Source organism: Candidatus Dechloromonas phosphoritropha (genome assembly GCA_016722705.1).
GTDB classification, from domain to species: domain Bacteria; phylum Pseudomonadota; class Gammaproteobacteria; order Burkholderiales; family Rhodocyclaceae; genus Azonexus; species Azonexus phosphoritrophus.
The window spans coordinates 471,918-489,643 of sequence record JADKGN010000005.1 but is presented as its reverse complement, the minus strand read 5'-3'; the positions used below and the strand labels follow the sequence as shown (position 1 = coordinate 489,643).

Annotated in this window: 13 protein-coding genes and 1 pseudogene; 7 read left to right on the top strand and 7 right to left on the bottom strand. The window is 64.1% G+C overall.

Annotated features, from left to right (window positions below):
* Window positions 1-4: 4 nt before the first annotated feature.
* Window positions 5-796, top strand: a complete 792-nt coding sequence (locus IPP03_21880; GenBank protein MBL0355154.1) for a peptidylprolyl isomerase — start codon at window positions 5-7, stop codon at window positions 794-796.
* 267 nt (window positions 797-1,063) lie between these two features.
* Here the strand turns inward: IPP03_21880 and IPP03_21875 are convergent, their stop codons facing one another.
* Window positions 1,064-2,005 carry a CysB family HTH-type transcriptional regulator gene (locus IPP03_21875; GenBank protein MBL0355153.1) on the bottom strand — a complete coding sequence of 314 codons (942 nt, stop codon included), beginning with the start codon at window positions 2,003-2,005 and terminating at the stop codon, window positions 1,064-1,066.
* A gap of 82 nt (window positions 2,006-2,087) precedes the next feature.
* On the opposite strand from IPP03_21875, the gene IPP03_21870 reads away from it, so the two are divergent.
* Genes IPP03_21870 through IPP03_21855 form a run of 4 tightly spaced genes read left to right on the top strand, consistent with a single transcriptional unit; the run spans window position 2,088 to window position 5,806 of the window.
* Window positions 2,088-2,864, top strand: coding sequence for a sulfite exporter TauE/SafE family protein (locus IPP03_21870; protein ID MBL0355152.1), 777 nt, complete (start codon window positions 2,088-2,090; stop codon window positions 2,862-2,864).
* 9 nt (window positions 2,865-2,873) lie between these two features.
* The gene (locus tag IPP03_21865) at window positions 2,874-4,565 is read left to right on the top strand and encodes a nitrite/sulfite reductase (GenBank protein ID MBL0355151.1); all 1,692 of its coding nucleotides are present in this window, start codon (window positions 2,874-2,876) and stop codon (window positions 4,563-4,565) included.
* Complete coding sequence (locus IPP03_21860) at window positions 4,565-5,077, top strand: DUF934 domain-containing protein (GenBank protein ID MBL0355150.1); 513 nt, start codon at window positions 4,565-4,567, stop codon at window positions 5,075-5,077. Before IPP03_21865 ends, IPP03_21860 begins: the two co-directional genes overlap by 1 nt.
* 9 nt (window positions 5,078-5,086) lie before the next feature.
* Entirely contained in the window at window positions 5,087-5,806 is a 720-nt protein-coding gene (locus tag IPP03_21855; protein MBL0355149.1) for a phosphoadenylyl-sulfate reductase, read from the top strand.
* A gap of 33 nt (window positions 5,807-5,839) precedes the next feature.
* Here IPP03_21855 and IPP03_21850 read toward each other — a convergent pair whose 3' ends face one another.
* Complete coding sequence (locus IPP03_21850) at window positions 5,840-6,256, bottom strand: CHRD domain-containing protein (GenBank protein ID MBL0355148.1); 417 nt, start codon at window positions 6,254-6,256, stop codon at window positions 5,840-5,842.
* Window positions 6,257-6,631: 375 nt separating this feature from the next.
* Here IPP03_21850 and IPP03_21845 point away from each other — a divergent pair, with 375 nt between their 5' ends.
* A complete protein-coding gene (locus tag IPP03_21845; GenBank protein MBL0355147.1) occupies window positions 6,632-7,051 on the top strand; it encodes an HU family DNA-binding protein in 420 nt (139 codons plus the stop codon).
* A gap of 315 nt (window positions 7,052-7,366) precedes the next feature.
* Here IPP03_21845 and IPP03_21840 read toward each other — a convergent pair whose 3' ends face one another.
* Window positions 7,367-7,771 carry a hypothetical protein gene (locus tag IPP03_21840; protein ID MBL0355146.1) on the bottom strand — a complete coding sequence of 135 codons (405 nt, stop codon included), beginning with the start codon at window positions 7,769-7,771 and terminating at the stop codon, window positions 7,367-7,369.
* A gap of 476 nt (window positions 7,772-8,247) precedes the next feature.
* On the opposite strand from IPP03_21840, the gene IPP03_21835 reads away from it, so the two are divergent.
* Window positions 8,248-13,080, top strand: a complete 4,833-nt coding sequence (locus IPP03_21835) for a hypothetical protein (protein MBL0355145.1) — start codon at window positions 8,248-8,250, stop codon at window positions 13,078-13,080.
* Window positions 13,081-13,412: 332 nt separating this feature from the next.
* Here the strand turns inward: IPP03_21835 and IPP03_21830 are convergent, their stop codons facing one another.
* The 4 genes and pseudogenes from IPP03_21830 to IPP03_21815 form a co-directional block, all read right to left on the bottom strand.
* Window positions 13,413-15,458, bottom strand: coding sequence for a C1 family peptidase (locus tag IPP03_21830; GenBank protein MBL0355144.1), 2,046 nt, complete (start codon window positions 15,456-15,458; stop codon window positions 13,413-13,415).
* A gap of 309 nt (window positions 15,459-15,767) precedes the next feature.
* Window positions 15,768-16,199 (bottom strand): annotated as a pseudogene (locus tag IPP03_21825) (N-acetyl-gamma-glutamyl-phosphate reductase).
* Between the two features lie 13 nt (window positions 16,200-16,212).
* Window positions 16,213-17,154, bottom strand: coding sequence for a CDF family Co(II)/Ni(II) efflux transporter DmeF (gene dmeF, locus IPP03_21820; GenBank protein ID MBL0355143.1), 942 nt, complete (start codon window positions 17,152-17,154; stop codon window positions 16,213-16,215).
* Window positions 17,154-17,576 carry a hypothetical protein gene (locus tag IPP03_21815; protein ID MBL0355142.1) on the bottom strand — a complete coding sequence of 141 codons (423 nt, stop codon included), beginning with the start codon at window positions 17,574-17,576 and terminating at the stop codon, window positions 17,154-17,156. Before IPP03_21815 ends, dmeF begins: the two co-directional genes overlap by 1 nt.
* Window positions 17,577-17,726 lie beyond the last annotated feature (150 nt).

The following is a 17,726-nucleotide window of genomic DNA, read 5'->3' as shown; positions in this document are numbered from 1 at the left end:
CCGAATGATCAAAGTCTCCCCGCTGGCCGCTCTGCTCTTGGCGGGCGCCCTCGTATCCGCCCCGGTCCTTGCCGCCGACAAGGGCGGTACCGTTGCCACCGTCAATGGCCAGCCCATTTCGCAAAACACCTACGATACCTTCGTCGCCCAGCAAAAGGCCCAGGGCGCGCCGGATTCGCCGCAACTGCAGAACGCCGTCAAGGAAGAACTGATTCGCCGCGAACTGCTGGTCCAGGAAGCCAAGAAGAAGGGCCTCGACAAGAAATCAGAAGTTCAGGGCCAGATGGAACTCGCCCGCCAGGCTGTCCTGATTCAGGCGTTTCTCTCGGGCTATGTGCGCGCCAACCCGGTCAGCGACGAAACCCTGAAGAAGGAATACGAGACGATCAAAACCACTCTCGGCTCAACCGAGTACAAGACCAAGCACATTCTGGTCGCCAACGAGGATGAGGCCAAGGCCATCATCGCCAAACTCGATAAAGGTGAGAAGTTCTCCGAACTAGCCAAGCAGTCCAAGGACCCAGGTTCCAAGGACAACGGCGGCGAACTCGGCTGGAGCTCGCCGAGCACTTACGTCAAGCCGTTCTCCGACGCGCTGACCAAGCTCAAAAAGGGCGAATACACCAAGACCCCGGTCAAGACCGACTTCGGCTATCACGTCATCGTCCTCGAAGACACGCGCCCGCTGACCCCGCCGCCGTTCGACCAGGTCAAGCCGCAACTGCAGCAGCGCGCGCAGCAGCAGCAGATCGAGCAACTGGTCAAGAAGCTTCGCGAGAGCGCCAAGGTCAACTGAGCATTGCCCCCGCACGCGAAAATGCCCGCCATCAGGCGGGCATTTTCGTTTCAGGGCCCGAGCAACGTCTTGCCCGCAAAATTGCGGCTGATGAAGTTTCTCCGCCTTGCCTTTCTCGCCTGCCTGAATACCGCCCTACCGGCGCTCGCCGCGCTGCCGCTCCCGCCGAGCCTCGACAGGGCGCTGCTCGGCGCCCTTTTCCGCGCCATCGCTGATCCTGCGTGGCACGGCGCCGCGCATGACCCCCGGCTGTGCCGTCAAACCCCGCTACAACTGATATTCGGCGCCGCCACCCTGCATCGCCATTTCGACGACGCGCTGCGACAGGTGTGGGGCGAACAGCGCGATCAGGTCGTAGTCGTGGCGCCGCAGGTAGGTACCGCGGCGCAAGGCCAGACGCGTCGTATTGGATTCGAACAGGTGGGCAGCGTCGACCGCGACCAGCCCGGCATCGCGCTGCGCGTCGAACGCCAGCGCCGAAATGATGCCAAGGCCGAGGCCGAGGCTGACGTAGGTCTTTATCACGTCGGCGTCGAGTGCGGTAAGGACGATGTTCGGTTCGGCGCCAATGCGCTCGAAGGCGCGGTTGATGCGCGAGCGGCCGGTGAAGGCGGTGTCGTAGGTGATGAGGGGCCAGCGCGCCAGTTCGTCGAGCGCCAGCGGAACCGATCCGGTTATCGGATGACCTTCCGGCGCGATCACGCAATGGCTCCATTGGCGTACCGGCAGCGAGATCAACCGCGGGTACTGGTCGAGCGCCTCCGTCGCGATACCAATATCGGCTTCGCCGGCAACCACCCATTCGGCGATCTGCGTCGGGCTGCCCTGGTGCATTTCCAGCTTGACTGCCGGATGCCGAGCAACGAAGTCGCGCACCACCAGGGGTAGTGCATAGCGCGCCTGGGTGTGCGTCGCGGCCAGCACCAGGCGCCCGCCTTCGCCGTTGGCGAACTCCGAACTGGCACGCTTGAGATTGTCGGCTTCGCGCAGGATGCGCTCGGCAATCGCCAGCACCGCCTTGCCCGGTTCGCTGACGCCGGTGAAGCGCTTGCCGCTGCGCTCGAAAATCGTCACCCCTAGCTCATCCTCGAGCAGTTTCACCTGCTTGGAAATGCCGGGCTGCGAGGTGAACAGCGTTTCCGCCGCTTCCGTGACATTGAGTCCCTGACGCTGGATTTCAACGATGTAACGAAGTTGCTGAAGTTTCATGGTTATATTAAATAATAAATTGATATAACAATCTAACCCGATATTCTTTTTGATTCAATCTTCCGCTGCTACGATGCGCGCCATGGATTATCTCTACACCCTGTCGGGCTTTGCCGTCGGCGCCATCGTCGGCCTTACGGGCGTCGGCGGCGGCTCGCTGATGACACCGCTGCTGGTGCTGGTGTTTGGCATTCACCCGGCCACCGCGGTCGGCACCGACCTCCTCTACGCGGCGCTGACCAAGGCCGGTGGCACTGTGGCGCACGGCCGCAAGGGCCACATCGACTGGGCGGTCGCTGGTCGTCTGGCGCTCGGCAGCATCCCGGCCGCGGCGCTGACCATCTGGGTTCTGGCACAACTGCCGAAGGGCAGCAACGTCATCGGCGAGATCATTTCGCACGGCCTCGGCTTCGCCCTGCTGTTGACCGCCATCGCCATCCTGTTCGGGCGCAAGCTGCGTGACTGCGCCGGCAGGCATGAAGACTCGCCGCTGCTCCAGCGCCACCGGCCGGCCATCACCGTTGCCGTCGGCGCCATCCTTGGCGTGCTGGTCACGATCTCGTCGGTCGGCGCTGGGGCGCTCGGCGTCGCCGCCCTCTTCTTTCTCTATCCCAGCCTTTCACCGGTGCGTATCGTCGGTTCGGATGTCGCTCATGCGGTGCCGCTGACGCTGGTCGCCGGGCTCGGCCACTGGCTGCTCGGCGGTGTCGACTGGGCATTGCTCGGAGCGCTGCTGCTCGGCTCACTGCCCGGCATCTGGCTCGGCAGCCACATTTCAGCCAAGGTGCCGGAGCACATCCTGCGTCGCCTGCTGGCCTCCATGCTCGTTCTGATCGGCGGCAAGCTGGTCTTTGCCTGAGGAATAACCATGTACAAATACGATGCCATCGACCATCAACTTGTCAACGAACGGGTCGCGCAGTTCCGCGATCAGGTGCGGCGCTGGCAGGGTGGCGAACTCACCGAAGACGAGTTCCGCCCACTGCGCCTGCAGAACGGTCTCTACATCCAGCGCCACGCGCCGATGTTCCGCATCGCCGTTCCCTACGCGCTGATGAACAGCACCCAGTTGCGCAAGCTGGCTTTCATCGCCCGCACCTACGACAAGGGTTACGGCCACTTCACGACGCGCCACAACATGCAGTTCAACTGGCCAAAGATCGAGGATTGCCCGGACATCCTGGCCCACCTCGCCGAAGTCGAGATGCACGCCATCCAGACCTCGGGCAACTGCATCCGCAATATCACCACCGACCAGTTCGCCGGCGTCGCCGCCGACGAGGTGATCGATCCGCGCCCGCTCGCCGAAATCCTCCGCCAGTGGAGCACCTTCCACCCGGAATTCGCCTTCCTGCCGCGCAAGTTCAAGATCGCCATTTCCGGAACGAAGGAGGACCGCGCCGTCACCTGGTTCCACGACATCGGCCTGCATCTCAAGCAACTGGACGGCGAAACCGGCTTCACGGTCATCGTCGGCGGCGGCCTCGGACGGACGCCGATTCGCGGCCAGGTTGTCCGCGAATTCCTGTCCTGGCAGCACATCCTGACCTATTGCGAAGCCATTCTCCGCGTGTACAACCGCTTCGGCCGTCGCGACAATTCCTTCAAAGCGCGCATCAAGATCCTCGTGCAGGCGCTCGGCGTCGAGGAATTCACGCGGCTGGTCGAAGATGAATGGGCACACATCAAGGATAGTCCGGCGACACTGACGCAGGAGGAGTTCGACCGCGTCGCCGCGCACTTCGTGGCACCGGATTACGCGGCAACCCCGGCCGTCGACCTCGGTTTCGAACAGCATCGCCACGCCGAAAAGGCCTTCGCCCGCTGGGTTGAGCGCAACACTCACCCGCACAAGGTCGCCGGCTACGCCGCCGTCACCCTGTCGCTGAAAAAACATGGCGTGCCACCCGGCAACATCAGCGCCGAGCAGATGGATCTCGTCGCCGATCTCGCCGACCGTTACAGCTTCGGCGAACTGCGCATCTCGCACGAGCAGAACATCATCCTTGCCGATGTCCGCAAGTCTGACCTCCACGCCGTCTGGCAGGTGGCACGGGAAAACGGCTTGGCGACGCCCAACGTCGGCCTGCTGACCGGCATCATCTGCTGCCCCGGTGGCGATTTCTGCGACCTCGCCAATGCCAAGTCGATCCCCATCGCTGCCGCCATTCAGGCCCGTTTCGACGACCTTGATTACCTCTTCGACATCGGCGAAATCGACCTCAACATCTCCGGCTGCATGAACGCCTGCGGCCACCACCACGTCGGCCACATCGGCGTGCTCGGTGTCGACAAGAACAATGCCGAGTTCTACCAGGTCACGCTCGGCGGGCGCCAGGGCAACGCTGCCCGTCTCGGCAAGGTCATCGGTCCCTCGTTCTCGGCCAACGAGATGCCCGACGTCGTTGACAAGATCATCAAGGTCTATCTCGCCAACCGCCATGCCGACGAATCATTTCTCGACACCTTCGATCGCATCGGCATCGACCCATTCAAGAACCGCGTCTACGAAGGACGCGCCCACGGCGCGGGCAAGCCCGCAGAAAAGGACGCCGCATGATGGCTCACTTGATCAGGAACAAGGCTGTCGCGGTCGACGCCTGGAAAACCCTCGAACTGACTGACGGCGAAGCGCCGGAAAGCGTCGTCCTGCCAGTTGGCGACGTCATCTTCCCGATCGCCGTATGGCAGGCGCGCAAGGGCGAAATCATCTCCACCCACAAGCGCATCGGCCTGCTGCTGCAGCCGGACGACCGCGTCGAGGAGATCGCCGCCGACCTCGACTACTTCATCGTGATCGCCGTCAACTTCCCGAAATTCGTCGATGGCCGCGGCTATTCCAGCGCCAGCCTGCTGCGCCAGCACTACAATTACCAAGGCGAACTGCGCGCCGTCGGTGATGTGGTGCATGACCAGCTATTCTACCTGCGGCGCGTCGGCTTCGATGCCTATGCCCTCAAGGGCGACAAGGATGCAAGCTACGCAATCGAGCACGGCTTTTCGACTTTCGGCGACGCCTACCAGACCTCCAGCGACCGGCCGCAGCCGTATTTCCGCCGCCGTGCAGCCTGAAACAGAGCGATGAGTCCGGGCCTGCTCAACATCACGCCGGAACTATCGGCCAGCGTCGCTGAAAAAACCCTGACGGCGCAGACGCTGCTTGCCGACATCGCCCGCGACTTCGCGCCGGCAACCTTTGCCAGCAGCCTGGGCGCCGAAGACATGGTGCTGACTGACCTGATTCTCAAGTCGCAACTGCCGATCAGCATCTTCAGCCTCGATACCGGCCGCCTGCCCGCCGAAACCCATGAGCTGATGGGCGCCGTCGAGAAACGCTACGGGCACAAGCTCACGATATTCTTTCCCCGCGCCGACGATGTCGAAACCTACGTACGCAACCAGGGCATCAACGCCTTCCGCGATTCGGTCACGCTGCGCAAGGCCTGCTGCGCCATCCGCAAGGTCGAGCCGCTGCGCCGCGCGCTGGCCGGAAAGCGCGCCTGGATAACCGGCCTGCGCGCCCAGCAGGCCGCCACGCGCGACGCCCTGCCGCTGCGCGAATACGACGCGGGCAATGGCCTCGAGAAGTTCAACCCGCTCGCCGGGTGGACCGAGAAGGAAGTCTGGACCTACATCAGGCAGAACGTCGTGCCCTACAACGCGCTGCACGACAAGTTCTACCCCAGCATCGGCTGCGCGCCATGCACCCGCGCCCTCTCTCCCGGCGAGGATATCCGCGCCGGCCGCTGGTGGTGGGAATCACCTGAGTCCAAGGAGTGCGGACTGCACGTCAAGGGTTGACCCGGGCGGCACCCTGCCCTCGTTCCTTGTTCTTCAGTAGGCCGACGCGTTCGGTGGATTCAATTGGCCGCGAATCTCGCCAGCCTTGTGTTCAGCGGTGTGAACATTCACGTAGAGTTCGCCGGCCTTGTAGGATTGATACGCGGCTTCGCTCAACCTGGTCCCGTCCGGCACCAGCCAGACGTTATCGCCGCTCTTCGCCAGGGTGACGACGACCGCTCCATTGGCCCCGGCCTTACCAACGTGGATATGCGCCATCGTGGCTGCAACCGCGGAGGTCGTGACCTTCCCGCTGACGGTCATGTCCGGATTGATGTTGATCGCGCCGGTGCCCGAGGCCGTCGTGGCAACCGGCGGCACTTCCGCGTCCCCCGACAATTTGAAAAGCAGCTCATCGGCTGTCGCGGACATTGAAAACGCGGACAAGGCAAGGGTCGCGGCCGCGACCATGCCGGGCAGACAATGACGGAAGGTGGGGGTGGAGTTCATGGTGGGCCTCTCATGTATTGGCAATTCAAATTGACCGGGAGAATCCGATGCACTTGCCACCTGACCATACCCGGCTCGTAGCGCTACAAGACCCTTTGATTGCCGGTTATCACTTTTGGTTCAAGAAGTTGCCCCAAGTATTGATCATAGTCCACCTCCGCCGTCTGCCGGGACACTGGGCTCATGACTGATCCCGGTAGCGACGCGAGTCTGCCGGTCGGGCTGCCAGCGTGAGCGTCCCGCTTCCAGCCAACTCGATCGATTCAATGAATCTGTTGTAGCTACCCGCATATAAATGGCAGAATCGCGCTTTCAACCACAAGAGGAGGAGTACCAATGAACAAAGACGAACTGATTGAGGCGCTATCCGCGCGCGCGGAACTGTCAAAGGCCCAAGCCGCAAGCGCAATCGATGGTCTGGTCGACATCATCACCGCAGCGATTACCAAGGGCGAGTCCGTCGCGCTGATCGGCTTTGATACCTTCAAGTCGGTCATGCGTGTGGCCCGCGAAGGCAGTGAACTTGCTAGCGGTGAAAAGATCAAGAAGGCAGCGGCCAAGTTTTCCAAGCTCTCAGGAGGAGCCACCTTGAAGGCCGTCCTGGTGGGCAAGAAAGCCCAGCCGGAAAAAGCTGCCGCCGCCAAGCCTGCTGCTGCCGCCAAGCCTGCTGCTGCCGCCAAGCCCGCTGCTGCCGCCAAGCCTGCTGCTGCCGCCAAGCCTGCCGCTACCGCCGTCAAGCCCGCTGCCGAGAAGTAGAACTGACACGGCGATTTGGCAGAAAGGGAGCGGCCTGCGGGCCGCTCTTTTTATGTACAACGCTGCATCCACGCCAGGCGGTACCCGCGTTCCGCTGCAGCCGCATGGCCGACCGCAACGATGCTCGTAGCAATCGAATCTCCGGCTTTCCCCGGTCGGCCACTGTCGATGCGATCGGCCCGTGCCATCCCGATGGTGTTGCTTGTGCATCTCCGACGGCGGCCGGCAGCGTGAGGCTTGGGGCAACCGTTCGCTTCGCCTGGGATTGCCATCAAGCGAGGCAGCGCGCTCCCGACATCAGGCCGCGGCGGGCAGTCAGGTTCCGGAATCGTTAATTTTCGGATCGGCTTCGCCAGTGGGGCTCGCCTGCTTGCCTTCCTTCATTGCTCGCTTCTTCGCTCGCCTTGCTTTTTTCTCTACCTGCTTCCTGGCCTTCCGGGCTTTCCTCTGGGCTTCCTTCCGCGCCTTCCCGACTTTCTTCTTCCCGGCTGCGGTCTGACAGACTTCGGCCTCGTCAGGAAGGCCCCCCGGAACCGCAGCGCCCAGCAGCCTGGAAATCTGCGCTGCCTTCAAATTTGCCATGACAGCGGCCAGCGCATCGGTCAGGTCCGGTATGCTCGGACCTTTCCCCGATCTCCTCGCGTGGCTCCTTGCCGTGATCCCCTTCGCGGCCTTTTTCGCATGGGTTGGTCGTTTATGTGCTTTTTTCGTCATGAACAACAGATCTCCTTGATCAGAATTCGGCAGCTCGTGAATCACGCTTGCTTGATCTGCCCGCCATCCTGGCAGGCAAACCGATAGTCCAGATTAGCACAGCGCGAATCAGTCGCGTTCAGTGACGCCCGGGACGGTGCCGAAGGACCTCCTGGTATCGCATTCGAGTCACCCGCGACCTCTGATCTGCATCGCCGGTCTTGGCCGCTGACTGACGTCCGCGCCGGTCTTCTCCAGGCCGGACGGAAAACCGCAGTTGACACCGCCACCGCCAGCCTCAGCGCGTGGTGCCATGGAAAGCAATCTGGCCCCCACTTCAAGAAGCCCATAGAAACCGGAAAATGCCGGCACTGCGGATTCCCTGTTATTCCTTCTCCAGGGAATATCGTCCGGGCGTATCATCCCGGCAGGCCAGCCGTGCTTGACCGCGGCGGCTACGGCCAGAGATACTTTCCGCAGCAGCCTTACTCTCGGAGGCAAGCTTGAGCATTCCGCCGGCACGCAAGGAACAAGCGCCGCAAGTTCGCGAGGACCCGCCTTCGCTCCAGCCCGACCGCCGGGTGCAGGAACCCCGAAGCCGTTTGCGAATGCCGGGCTGGCTGCGCTGGGCGCTGATCACCCTGGTCATCACTCTGCTGGCCGTCGCCACTTTTCTCGCGCAACGCCAGGCGCCGCACCCGGACATGTTTCGGCCTGTCGCCGACTGGGACATCGGCAAGGCAGACTGGTGGGCGTATCCGCTCGAGCGCAACGCCTTCAAGCGCCGTGTCGTCGTCGGCAGTTTGTCGGCCGTCTTCGTTCTGCCGAACACGCAAAATGTCTGGGCCGTCGGCGATGGCGGTCTTGTCCTGCACAGCGCGGATGGTGGCAGCAACTGGGTGCAACAGCGGCCCGCTGCCGTGGCGCACGCGGCGGACGGTGGCCGGCAGGCGAGAGCCGGCGCCTGGTCGCCGTTTTCCGAAGCGCTGGCCGGAGAACAGCCGGATCCGAAACAACAGGCAGCGCCCAACCTTGCCGCGCAGCAGAAGCTGAATGCGCCACCGCTGTCGGAGGTGGCAGCCAATCCGGCGGCACAGGTCGTCAATCCCGGGGGCATACCGGACAGCAGTCCCAAGGCCGCACCGGCGCCGGCGAAGCCGCTCGCGAATAAAATCACGCCAATCCCTGCCGCGCCGGGCGCCGTGGTCGCGAAGACCGATGCCAAGGCGCCGGAAGCAGTGCCGGCGCCGACCGGGCCGGGTCCCGACCACGCCGACCTGAACGCGGTGTTCTTCGCTACCGAGCGTCTGGGCTGGGCGGTTGGCGAGAACGGAACAATCCTCGCCACCCGCGACGGTGGCAACTCGTGGACGCCGCAGACCAGTGGCACCCGAAACTTGTTCACCAGCGTGCACTTCACCGCTGACGGCCAGCGCGGCTGGGCGGTCGGCATGGACGGGACGATCCTCGCCACCAGCGATGGCGGCAACGCATGGACGCCGCAGACCAGCGGCACCGGGGCCTGGCTCAACAGCGTGCACTTCACCGCTGACGGCCAGCGCGGCTGGGCGGTCGGCATGGACGGGACGATCCTCGCCACCAGCGATGGCGGCAACGCATGGACGCCGCAGACCAGCGGCACCCAGGCCTGGCTCCACAGCGTGCACTTCACCGCTGACGGCCAGCGCGGCTGGGCGGTCGGCATGGACGGGACGATCCTCGCCACCGGCGACGGCGGCAACAAGTGGACCCCGCAGACCAGCGGCACCCAGGCCACGCTCAGTAGCGTGCACTTCACCGCTGACGGCCAGCGCGGCTGGGCGGTCGGCTCGAACGGGACGATCCTCGCCACCGGCGACGGCGGCAACAAGTGGACCCCGCAGACCAGCGGCACCCAGGCCACGCTCAGTAGCGTGCACTTCACCGCTGGCGGCCAGCGCGGCTGGGCGGTCGGCTCGAACGGGACGATCCTCGCCACCGGCGACGGCGGCAACAAGTGGACCCCGCAGACCAGCGGCACCCAGGCCACGCTCAATAGCGTGCACTTCACCGCTGACGGCCAGCGCGGCTGGGCGGTCGGCTCGAACGGGACGATCCTCGCCACCGGCGACGGCGGCAACAAGTGGACCCCGCAGACCAGCGGCACCCAGGGTGATCTCTACAGCGTGCACTTCACCGCTGACGGCCAGCGCGGCTGGGCGGTCGGCTGGAACGGGACGATCCTCGCCACCGGCGACGGCGGCAACAAGTGGACCCCGCAGACCAGCGGCACCCAGGATTATCTCAACCACGTGCACTTCACCGCTGACGGCCAGCGCGGCTGGGCGGTCGGCTGGAACGGGACGATCCTCGCCACCGGTGACGGCGGCAACAAGTGGACCCCGCAGACCAGCGGCACCCAGGCCGCGCTCATCAGCGTGCACTTCGCCGCTGACGGCCAGCGCGGCTGGGCCGTCGGTACGGACGGGACAATCCTCGCCACCGGCGACGGCGGCAACGTGTGGACGCCGCAGACCAGCGGCACTGGTGCCCAGCTCAACAGCGTGCACTTCGCCGCTGACGGCCAGCGCGGCTGGGCCGTCGGTACGGACGGGACGATCCTCGCCACCGGCGACGGCGGCAACGTGTGGACGCCGCAGACCAGCGGCACCTGGGAATTACTCTTCAGCGTGCAGTTCACCGCTGACGGCCAGCGCGGCTGGGCGGTCGGCTCGGGCGGGACGATTCTCACCACCGGCAACGGCGGCAAGGCGTGGACCCCGCAGACCAGCGGCACCGAGGCCTGGCTCAGCAGCGCGCAGTCCACCGCTGACGGCCAGCGCGGCTGGGCGGTCGGCGGGTTCGGGACGGTCCTCGCCACCGGCGACGGCGGCAGGCTGTGGTCGGCCTCCGCTCCCTACCAGCGTTACTGGGCGCCATGGTACTTCGCGACCCTCGCGCTGCTGGCGTTCACCCTGTTCGTGCTGCTTGGCCTGGTCGAAATCGCGCAGCCGGGGAGCGCTGCCGACACTGGCCCGCCGTTGGCAGATGGCGCGGCAACCCTGCTGCGATCCGACCAGCCGGTGGCCGACAAGCTTTTCGACCGGCTGGGGGTGCGTCCGGCGGTCGAGGCGCTGTCGTCGTTCATCCGCAATCGCGACACCGAGCCGCGCGTGACAATCGCCGTGACCGGCGAATGGGGCAACGGCAAGAGTTCGGTCATGCGCATGTTGCAGACCGAACTCGAGCACGCCGGCTTCCGCACCGCATGGTTCAACGCCTGGCACCACCAGCAGGAGGGGCGCCAGCTCACCGCCTTGTTCGAGGCCGTGCGCAAACAGGCGGTGCCGCGCTGGTGGCGCCAGCCGGTCAGCGCGCTGCGCGTGCGATCACGCCTGATCTGGGGGCGAGGCGGTTTCTACCGGTCGGTTGCCGTCGCGACGGCGCTGCTCGCCGCGCTGCTCGCCGGCGACCTGCTGGCCGACGGTTGGCGCAGCGCGCGCGATCGCCTGCAACTCAACGTCGCGCATCATGTGCTGCAGGAGCGCCGGACGGTAATTACCGGCGCCAGCCTGGCCAAGCTTGACCCCTTCGCCAAGTCCGTGGCGAGCGCTGCCTCGGCACCGGCGAAGAGCGCGCCCGAGTCAGCGAGCGCCGCGCACGCCGCCACCACGGCAACTGCCGCATCCCCACGCGACCACTGCGACCCTCGCAGTTGGTCCACGCTACACAAGGCCGAGCCGATTCGCCCGGCGCTCTATTGCTACTTGCAATCCCGCCTGCAATGGGAGGAAAGCGGTGACGACAGCCACTGCGGCGTGCAGCACGCGTCCGCGGTGGGCGCCGGCCAGCGCTGCGTTTTCGCAAGTGGCGAGGAACTGATCGCAACGCTCGATGCGAACGCCTTCGCCGACCGAAGCAAGCTCTGGCCAAGCGAGAAGAAGGCTATCCTCGCCGCTGCCGAGACGCTGCCGCCACCACCGGTCTTTCCGTGGTTCGAGAATTTCCTGGTCGGCGGGCTGGCGGGCTTCCTGCTGCTGCTGTTCGCCAAGGGAATTACGGTCTATGGGGTGCAATTGGCCGCGCCGCTGCGTGCCTGGCTGGCAGCGTCCACGAAAGACGCCGACGGTGACAAGGAAGCGAACGGCACGATCGAGCGCTACCGCGCGGAATTCAGCCTGCTGTGCGACGCGCTGGGCGGCAGGCTGGTGATCTTTATCGACGATCTCGATCGCTGCACGCCGGCGACCGTGAATGGCATGCTCGAGCTGACCAACTACCTGGTCGACGTCGGCAAGTGCTTTGTGGTGATCGGTGCGGCGATGGAACGGGTAAAGCGCTGCGTCAAGTCGCCGGTTGAGGACGAGGATCGCACTGAACATGATGCCTATGCCACCGCGTACCTGCGCAAGCTGGTGCACATCGAGCTGCCGGTGCCACAGAACCGTGCGTTGCTGGAGGGTCTGGCGGGAGCCGAGGCGACCGCAGGGCCAGCCGACGTAGTACGTTCGCAAGCTTGGCATTTCGCGGGCCGCGGCATGCTGGTCGCGGGCGCCGTGGCAGTTTTGGCCCTGGTCTTCATCCAGGGTGAGCGGCTGCCGCACGGCGGCAAAGCAAAGGCATTGCAGGTTCTCGCGGCGCTGCCTTCCGTCGTCAGCGAGGTCGCTCAGCAGAAACAACCGGACGCCGCGAGTGCCGACCCCAAGCTCAAACCCGAGCGAGACAGTCAGCCGATAGCCATCGGTCTCATGCCGACGCCGCCCACCGTCTCTCCCTTCGGCTGGCTGGGCGCGACGGCGCTGCTGGCACTCGCCGGCTTGCTCTTGAGCTGGCTGCGACGCCATCGCGACAAGGTCGTGCTCGCGCTCGGCGGCGCCCTGCGCGCCGAGGATTCCGACCGCTTCATGCGGGCACTGAAGATCTGGAATCCGGTGGTCGTCAGTTACGATCCGACGCCGCGCCACATCAAGCGCTTCTACAACCGGGCACGCCTGTTTGCCGCTTACGAAACGCAGGGAAACACGTCGGATGCCGCGCGCGATGAATCGCTGGTCGCGCTGGCCGCGATGCATCACCTCGACCCGGCATCGTTGGGCGAACTCGAAAACGCCCTCTTGTCGGCCGAGCAAGAAGGCCGGGCACCAACCGCGGAGGTCGAAGCGTGGCTGGTGCGAAGGGACTTTGAGGAGGGTTACAAAGATGCCAGCGGCGGCGCGCCGACTGACCCGTCAGCCGCGGCACGATCGGCTGCTTTGCACAAAGCCTGGAAAGAGCACCTCGCTACTTTCGGGAGTGTACCGAGCGCCAGCCAGGTGCGCCGCTTCGCCAGCCGCGTCGCGGGCATTCTCGTGCGCTGAAGGGCATCACTCCAAGCGGCGCTACGGTCAACCCCGCGTCGGTGGCCATTTCCGGCAGGTGCTTGGGGGCGATGACGAAGGCGGAGGCGTGGCAGCCGGGGTTGGCGATGCGTTGGCTGGCGCGGATCCCGGCCCACAAGACGGATCACGCTACTGCACCTCAAACGTTTGATACTGCCCGCCACCGCTCTGCAACCCTGTTGCCAAAAACGCATAGCAGCGTACAAAGCGGCTCACCGCGACCGACATCCGCTGAGGCACCGGCGACGCTGCCGCCGATGCTTCGGCCCTGGCACTGACTGCAAGCCGCCTCCTATCAGCCAAGTGCATTCTCAATAAGCCAGGTTTTCCACCTTGGCGAGCAGCGGTCCGCCGCGCATGCGTTCCAGCATTTGGGCGACGACGTCGATATCGTTGTCGAAGGATCCGTGTGCAAGCTTGATCTTTCCGGCCCCTGTCGATACGTATTCACGCTTCTTGTCATGCAGACGCAGGCTCATGTTGGTTGCCAGCACAGGCCAGGATTCGAGCGCCTTCCTGGAATCCTCGTCGGCCGACCACTGGTCTTGCGGCATTCCCTGCGTCTTCCACGACCATTCCATGCCCAGCATCGGCGCCTTGCGGCGTGATTCGAGGGCACGGCTGACCAGGTAAAGCAGGGACTTGCCGTAGGGGCCGACAGAGTCGGCAAGTTCCCGCTCGTCGTTCATGATGTCAACGTGAACGGTGTCGGGCTTCAGCTTGCCGTCGCTGATCGCCGCGCCGTACTGGCGAACGGCAAAATCGAGCGTGCAGGCGGGAGCGAACAGGGACAGGCTGGCGGCCGTCAGTTTCTTGTCGAAAAGTCCGAAAAGGTATCCGAGGACGATAGAGCCGGCTGAATGGCCAGCCAGGTGGATTTCCAGATTCGGAAATTGCTTTTTCAGGGCGAGCAGATGCGTGGCCAGCATGGACAGTCCGGCCCCGCTCTGCGCCGCGGCGGCTGCGTTCTGTTTCATTTGCGACCACAGCGGCCGGACCAGGATCTTCTCGCTGGCGGCCTCGATCGTCCGGTCGCGCGCTTCGCCGAGAGCTTCCGCGAGCTTGTCGACAATCCCGGCGTCGCGTTGCGACGGCAACGATTTGAAAATATCCGGTAACGAGTCTTCGAGAATGCCGCCGATGCTCTCCAGGGCGCCAGTCTTCCAGGTGATGAACAGCGGATAGATACCGTTCTCCTGGAAATAGGGAGCCATGATGCGGATGCGCCCCAGCGAGTCCTCCTCATTGTTGAGCCCGCCATGCACATAAACGGCGAGCTTGCGTGGCTGGTCTGCCGGCAGGGCCGCGAACCACTCCTTCGGCCGCGCAAAACACACTTGTTCGACCGCCCGTTCGGCGTTCTCGGCGATGACAATGCGATTGATCGGTACCCCGTTGTTGCCCAGGACGATGGTCTGCAGGTAGGCATCGCTTTCGCACAGCGGGCGGACCTTGTCGTTCTTGTAGGCAAAACTCCTGGCACTGCCTGACGAACCGGCCGGCAGCGCCACCTCCTGCAGGCCACGGTTGCTGAAGGCGGCTGATCCGGCAGCGACGCGCATCGGTGCCCCGAAAACGGCAACCCACGCATCGCTGCCGCTGGCGACCCAATCTTCGTAGCCGAGGATGGCGAAGCCATGGTAGCCCCAGTCCGGGCCCCAAGAGTTCTGCACAATGAAGCCATCCCCGTTGTAGCCGACGATGGCGAAGGCATGGCCGCCGGCCCTGGTCGGGTCGCGCTTGATGATCGTCAGACTGGCTGTTTTCTTCATGAACCAGCCCTTGTGCACATCGGCCGAACAGTAGATCGCGCCAACTTCGCAAATCGCTGACTGCATGTCGCTGATGCTTCGCTTGTCAACGCGGTAATAGGCCCCTAGCGGCCGCTCACTGGCATCCTGTTCCCAACCGCCAGCGGGCGAAATGAAGGCAACCTTGCTTTTCTTGTTGCGGTAGGGCCACAGGTCCTCGGTGCACACGCCATGCCGATGCCAACCCTTCATCGCCCCGCGGTTGCTCGATCCCTCGTAATCCTCGCCGGCCCACTCGTCGTACAGCTTCGCCATGTGATAGAGCATGCGCGGGCTCACCGGCTTCACACCCTGAACCTGATAGCCGTTGTTCCTGAACTGAAGGTAATTGATCACGGCCGCCAGGCCGAAGCCGGTGCACGCGCCTTCCTGCCCCTGGTCGAGAATCAGCGTCTTGGCATAAGCCGGAAGATAGTTCCTGATCTGTTCGGCGGCCGGCCACACTGGCGGCAAGCTGAGCAGCTTCGGCAGGTAAGCCCGGTCGCGCAGGTCGATGCGGTCCGGCCGGGCGTCGAAGGTACGGTTGCTGATTGTGCGAGTAGGCATGGGATGACCTTTCCATTCTCTTTTCATGCGCCGGCCTTCCTCGAGACGGGCTGGCGGCGCGCGTGATCGACAGGATGCCCGCTCCGGGTTTATGGTAGGCCGTTTCAAGCCTGAAGTGCAACAAGCTGAGATGCTGCTCAGACCCCTCGGGTTCCAGGAAAGACCGAGACCTTTTGAACATACCCGCTCACGAACGAGGAGGCAGAGAGTGCGTCGCTCATCTGTTTTGCACTGCTTCTCCAAGGCTGGCTGGGCCAGGCTGAGCGTATCGTGCAACTTGCGCAAAACAGGGGTCGGCGGAAACGGCGCTCACACCCGCCTGCTGCTCTCCTCGACCCCGAGATGGACCTTCATCGCCCGCACGACGGCGCCCGAGGCGCCCTTGCGGGTGAATTGCCGTGGGTGCAGATAGGCGGTGACGGCCAGGCCCTTGTAGAAGGGGCCAACGATGGGCTGAAAGATGGGTGCTGTGGTCAACCCGGTGTAGGCCTGCATTTCCGGCAGATGGTTGTGGGCGAGGCCGAGCGCGGAGGGGCGCGGCGCATCGATGCGGGCCGGGCTTTCGTAGTGGGTGATCATCGATTTGCCGCCGCCCGAATAGCCGGTGATGGAATTGGCCGCAATTTGTTTGTCGACCGCGACAAGGCCGTCGGCGACCAGCACCACCGATTCCCTGGCCGCGTCGTCGGGCAGACAGGGAAACGTGACATCCGATTCGTTGATCAGGCGCTTCCTATCGGCCTTGAGAAGCCACTCAGGCGCACTGGTGAATCTCCACCGTCACGTGCACGATTTCCTCATGGACCGCCAATTGCGCGCGAACGCGCGCCGCCGTCAGCGCCGGATCGTGGGTGACGAGGCTGATCGCGCAGGCGTAGGTTCCCGTGCCGACGCGCCAGACGTGCAGGTCGGTACAGCGCGTCCCGCTGATCTCCGGCCCGGATTCGACCACTTCGCGAATCTCGGAGACCACGGGATGGTCCATTTCGCGGTCGAGCAGCACCTTGCCGGTGTCGATCATCAGGTTTTTCGCCCACACACCGACGAGAATGGCGCCGACGATGCCCATGACCGGATCGAGCCACGACCAGCCGTACACCCAGCCGCCGGCAAGTGCGGCAATGGCCAGGACCGAGGTCGCTGCATCGGTGACGACGTGGACGTAGGCCGACTTCAGGTTCAAATCGCCGTGATGATGGTCATGGCCCGCGTGATGATCGTGTCCATGGTCATGGTGATCGTGCGCCTTCCCGAGGATCATCGCGCAAACGATGTTGACCACGAGGCCGCTCACAGCAACGACCAGCGCCTCGGCATAGTGGATCGGTTCCGGCGAGAGAATCCGTTCGACCGATTGGAAGAGCATCGACCCCGCCACGCCGACCAGGAAAATCGCACTGGAATAGCCCGCGAGAATCTCGATCTTCCAGGTGCCGAATGCAAAGCGCGGATCACTTGCGTAGCGGCGGGCAGCGGCATAGGCGAATGCCGAGAGGCCGATGGCGAGGGCGTGCGAACTCATGTGCCAACCATCCGCCAGAAGCGCCATCGAATTGAACACGTAGCCGGCAACGATCTCGATCACCATCATCACCAGGGTGATCCACATCACCAGACGCGTGCCCTTCTCGGCGGCCGGATTGCCCTTGTCGAATACGTGGTTGTGTTTCCAGGCCGAAAGGTCGTGTGTGTGCATCATCGATCTCCAGTGTGTTGGGCAACGCCGTGACCGGCCTGCGGAAGCTTGACGAGCGCCCGCTCAGCCGGCGCCAGGTGGCCACGGGCGAAGCATAACAGTAGTTGCATGGCGGACCGAGTTTCGGGGCGACACCGGCGCCGGTATCCCCTCGCCCGGTGTCGATGTTGCGGTTTCGCTTTCGCTTTCGTCGCCAGTTTGGAATCGGAACGATACCGCGTCTTGATCTGGGCAATCTCCTCGAGCCGGAAGCGCAATGCAGTGAGCACATCGCGTTCGTTCGTATCGAGGACCTCCTGTTCCAGCTCGGGGTCGCTGCTGCGGCCAAGGTTGATGTTGACCATCCCAACCTGACTGCTCGCCGAACCGAATGTCCAGGACCAGGGATTGATCGCCTGGTTCACGTCGCCGGACAGCGGCACTTGAACCGCCTGCCAGGCGGAAAGCGGGTTCTGGAACTAATGCAGGAGCGGCGACCAGGGATTCGTGTCAGGCTGTGCCGGTTGCGTCAGACGCGGACTGAAATTGGGCATTGCGAATTCCCCTCCGCTTGGTCTGTTGTCGATCAACCG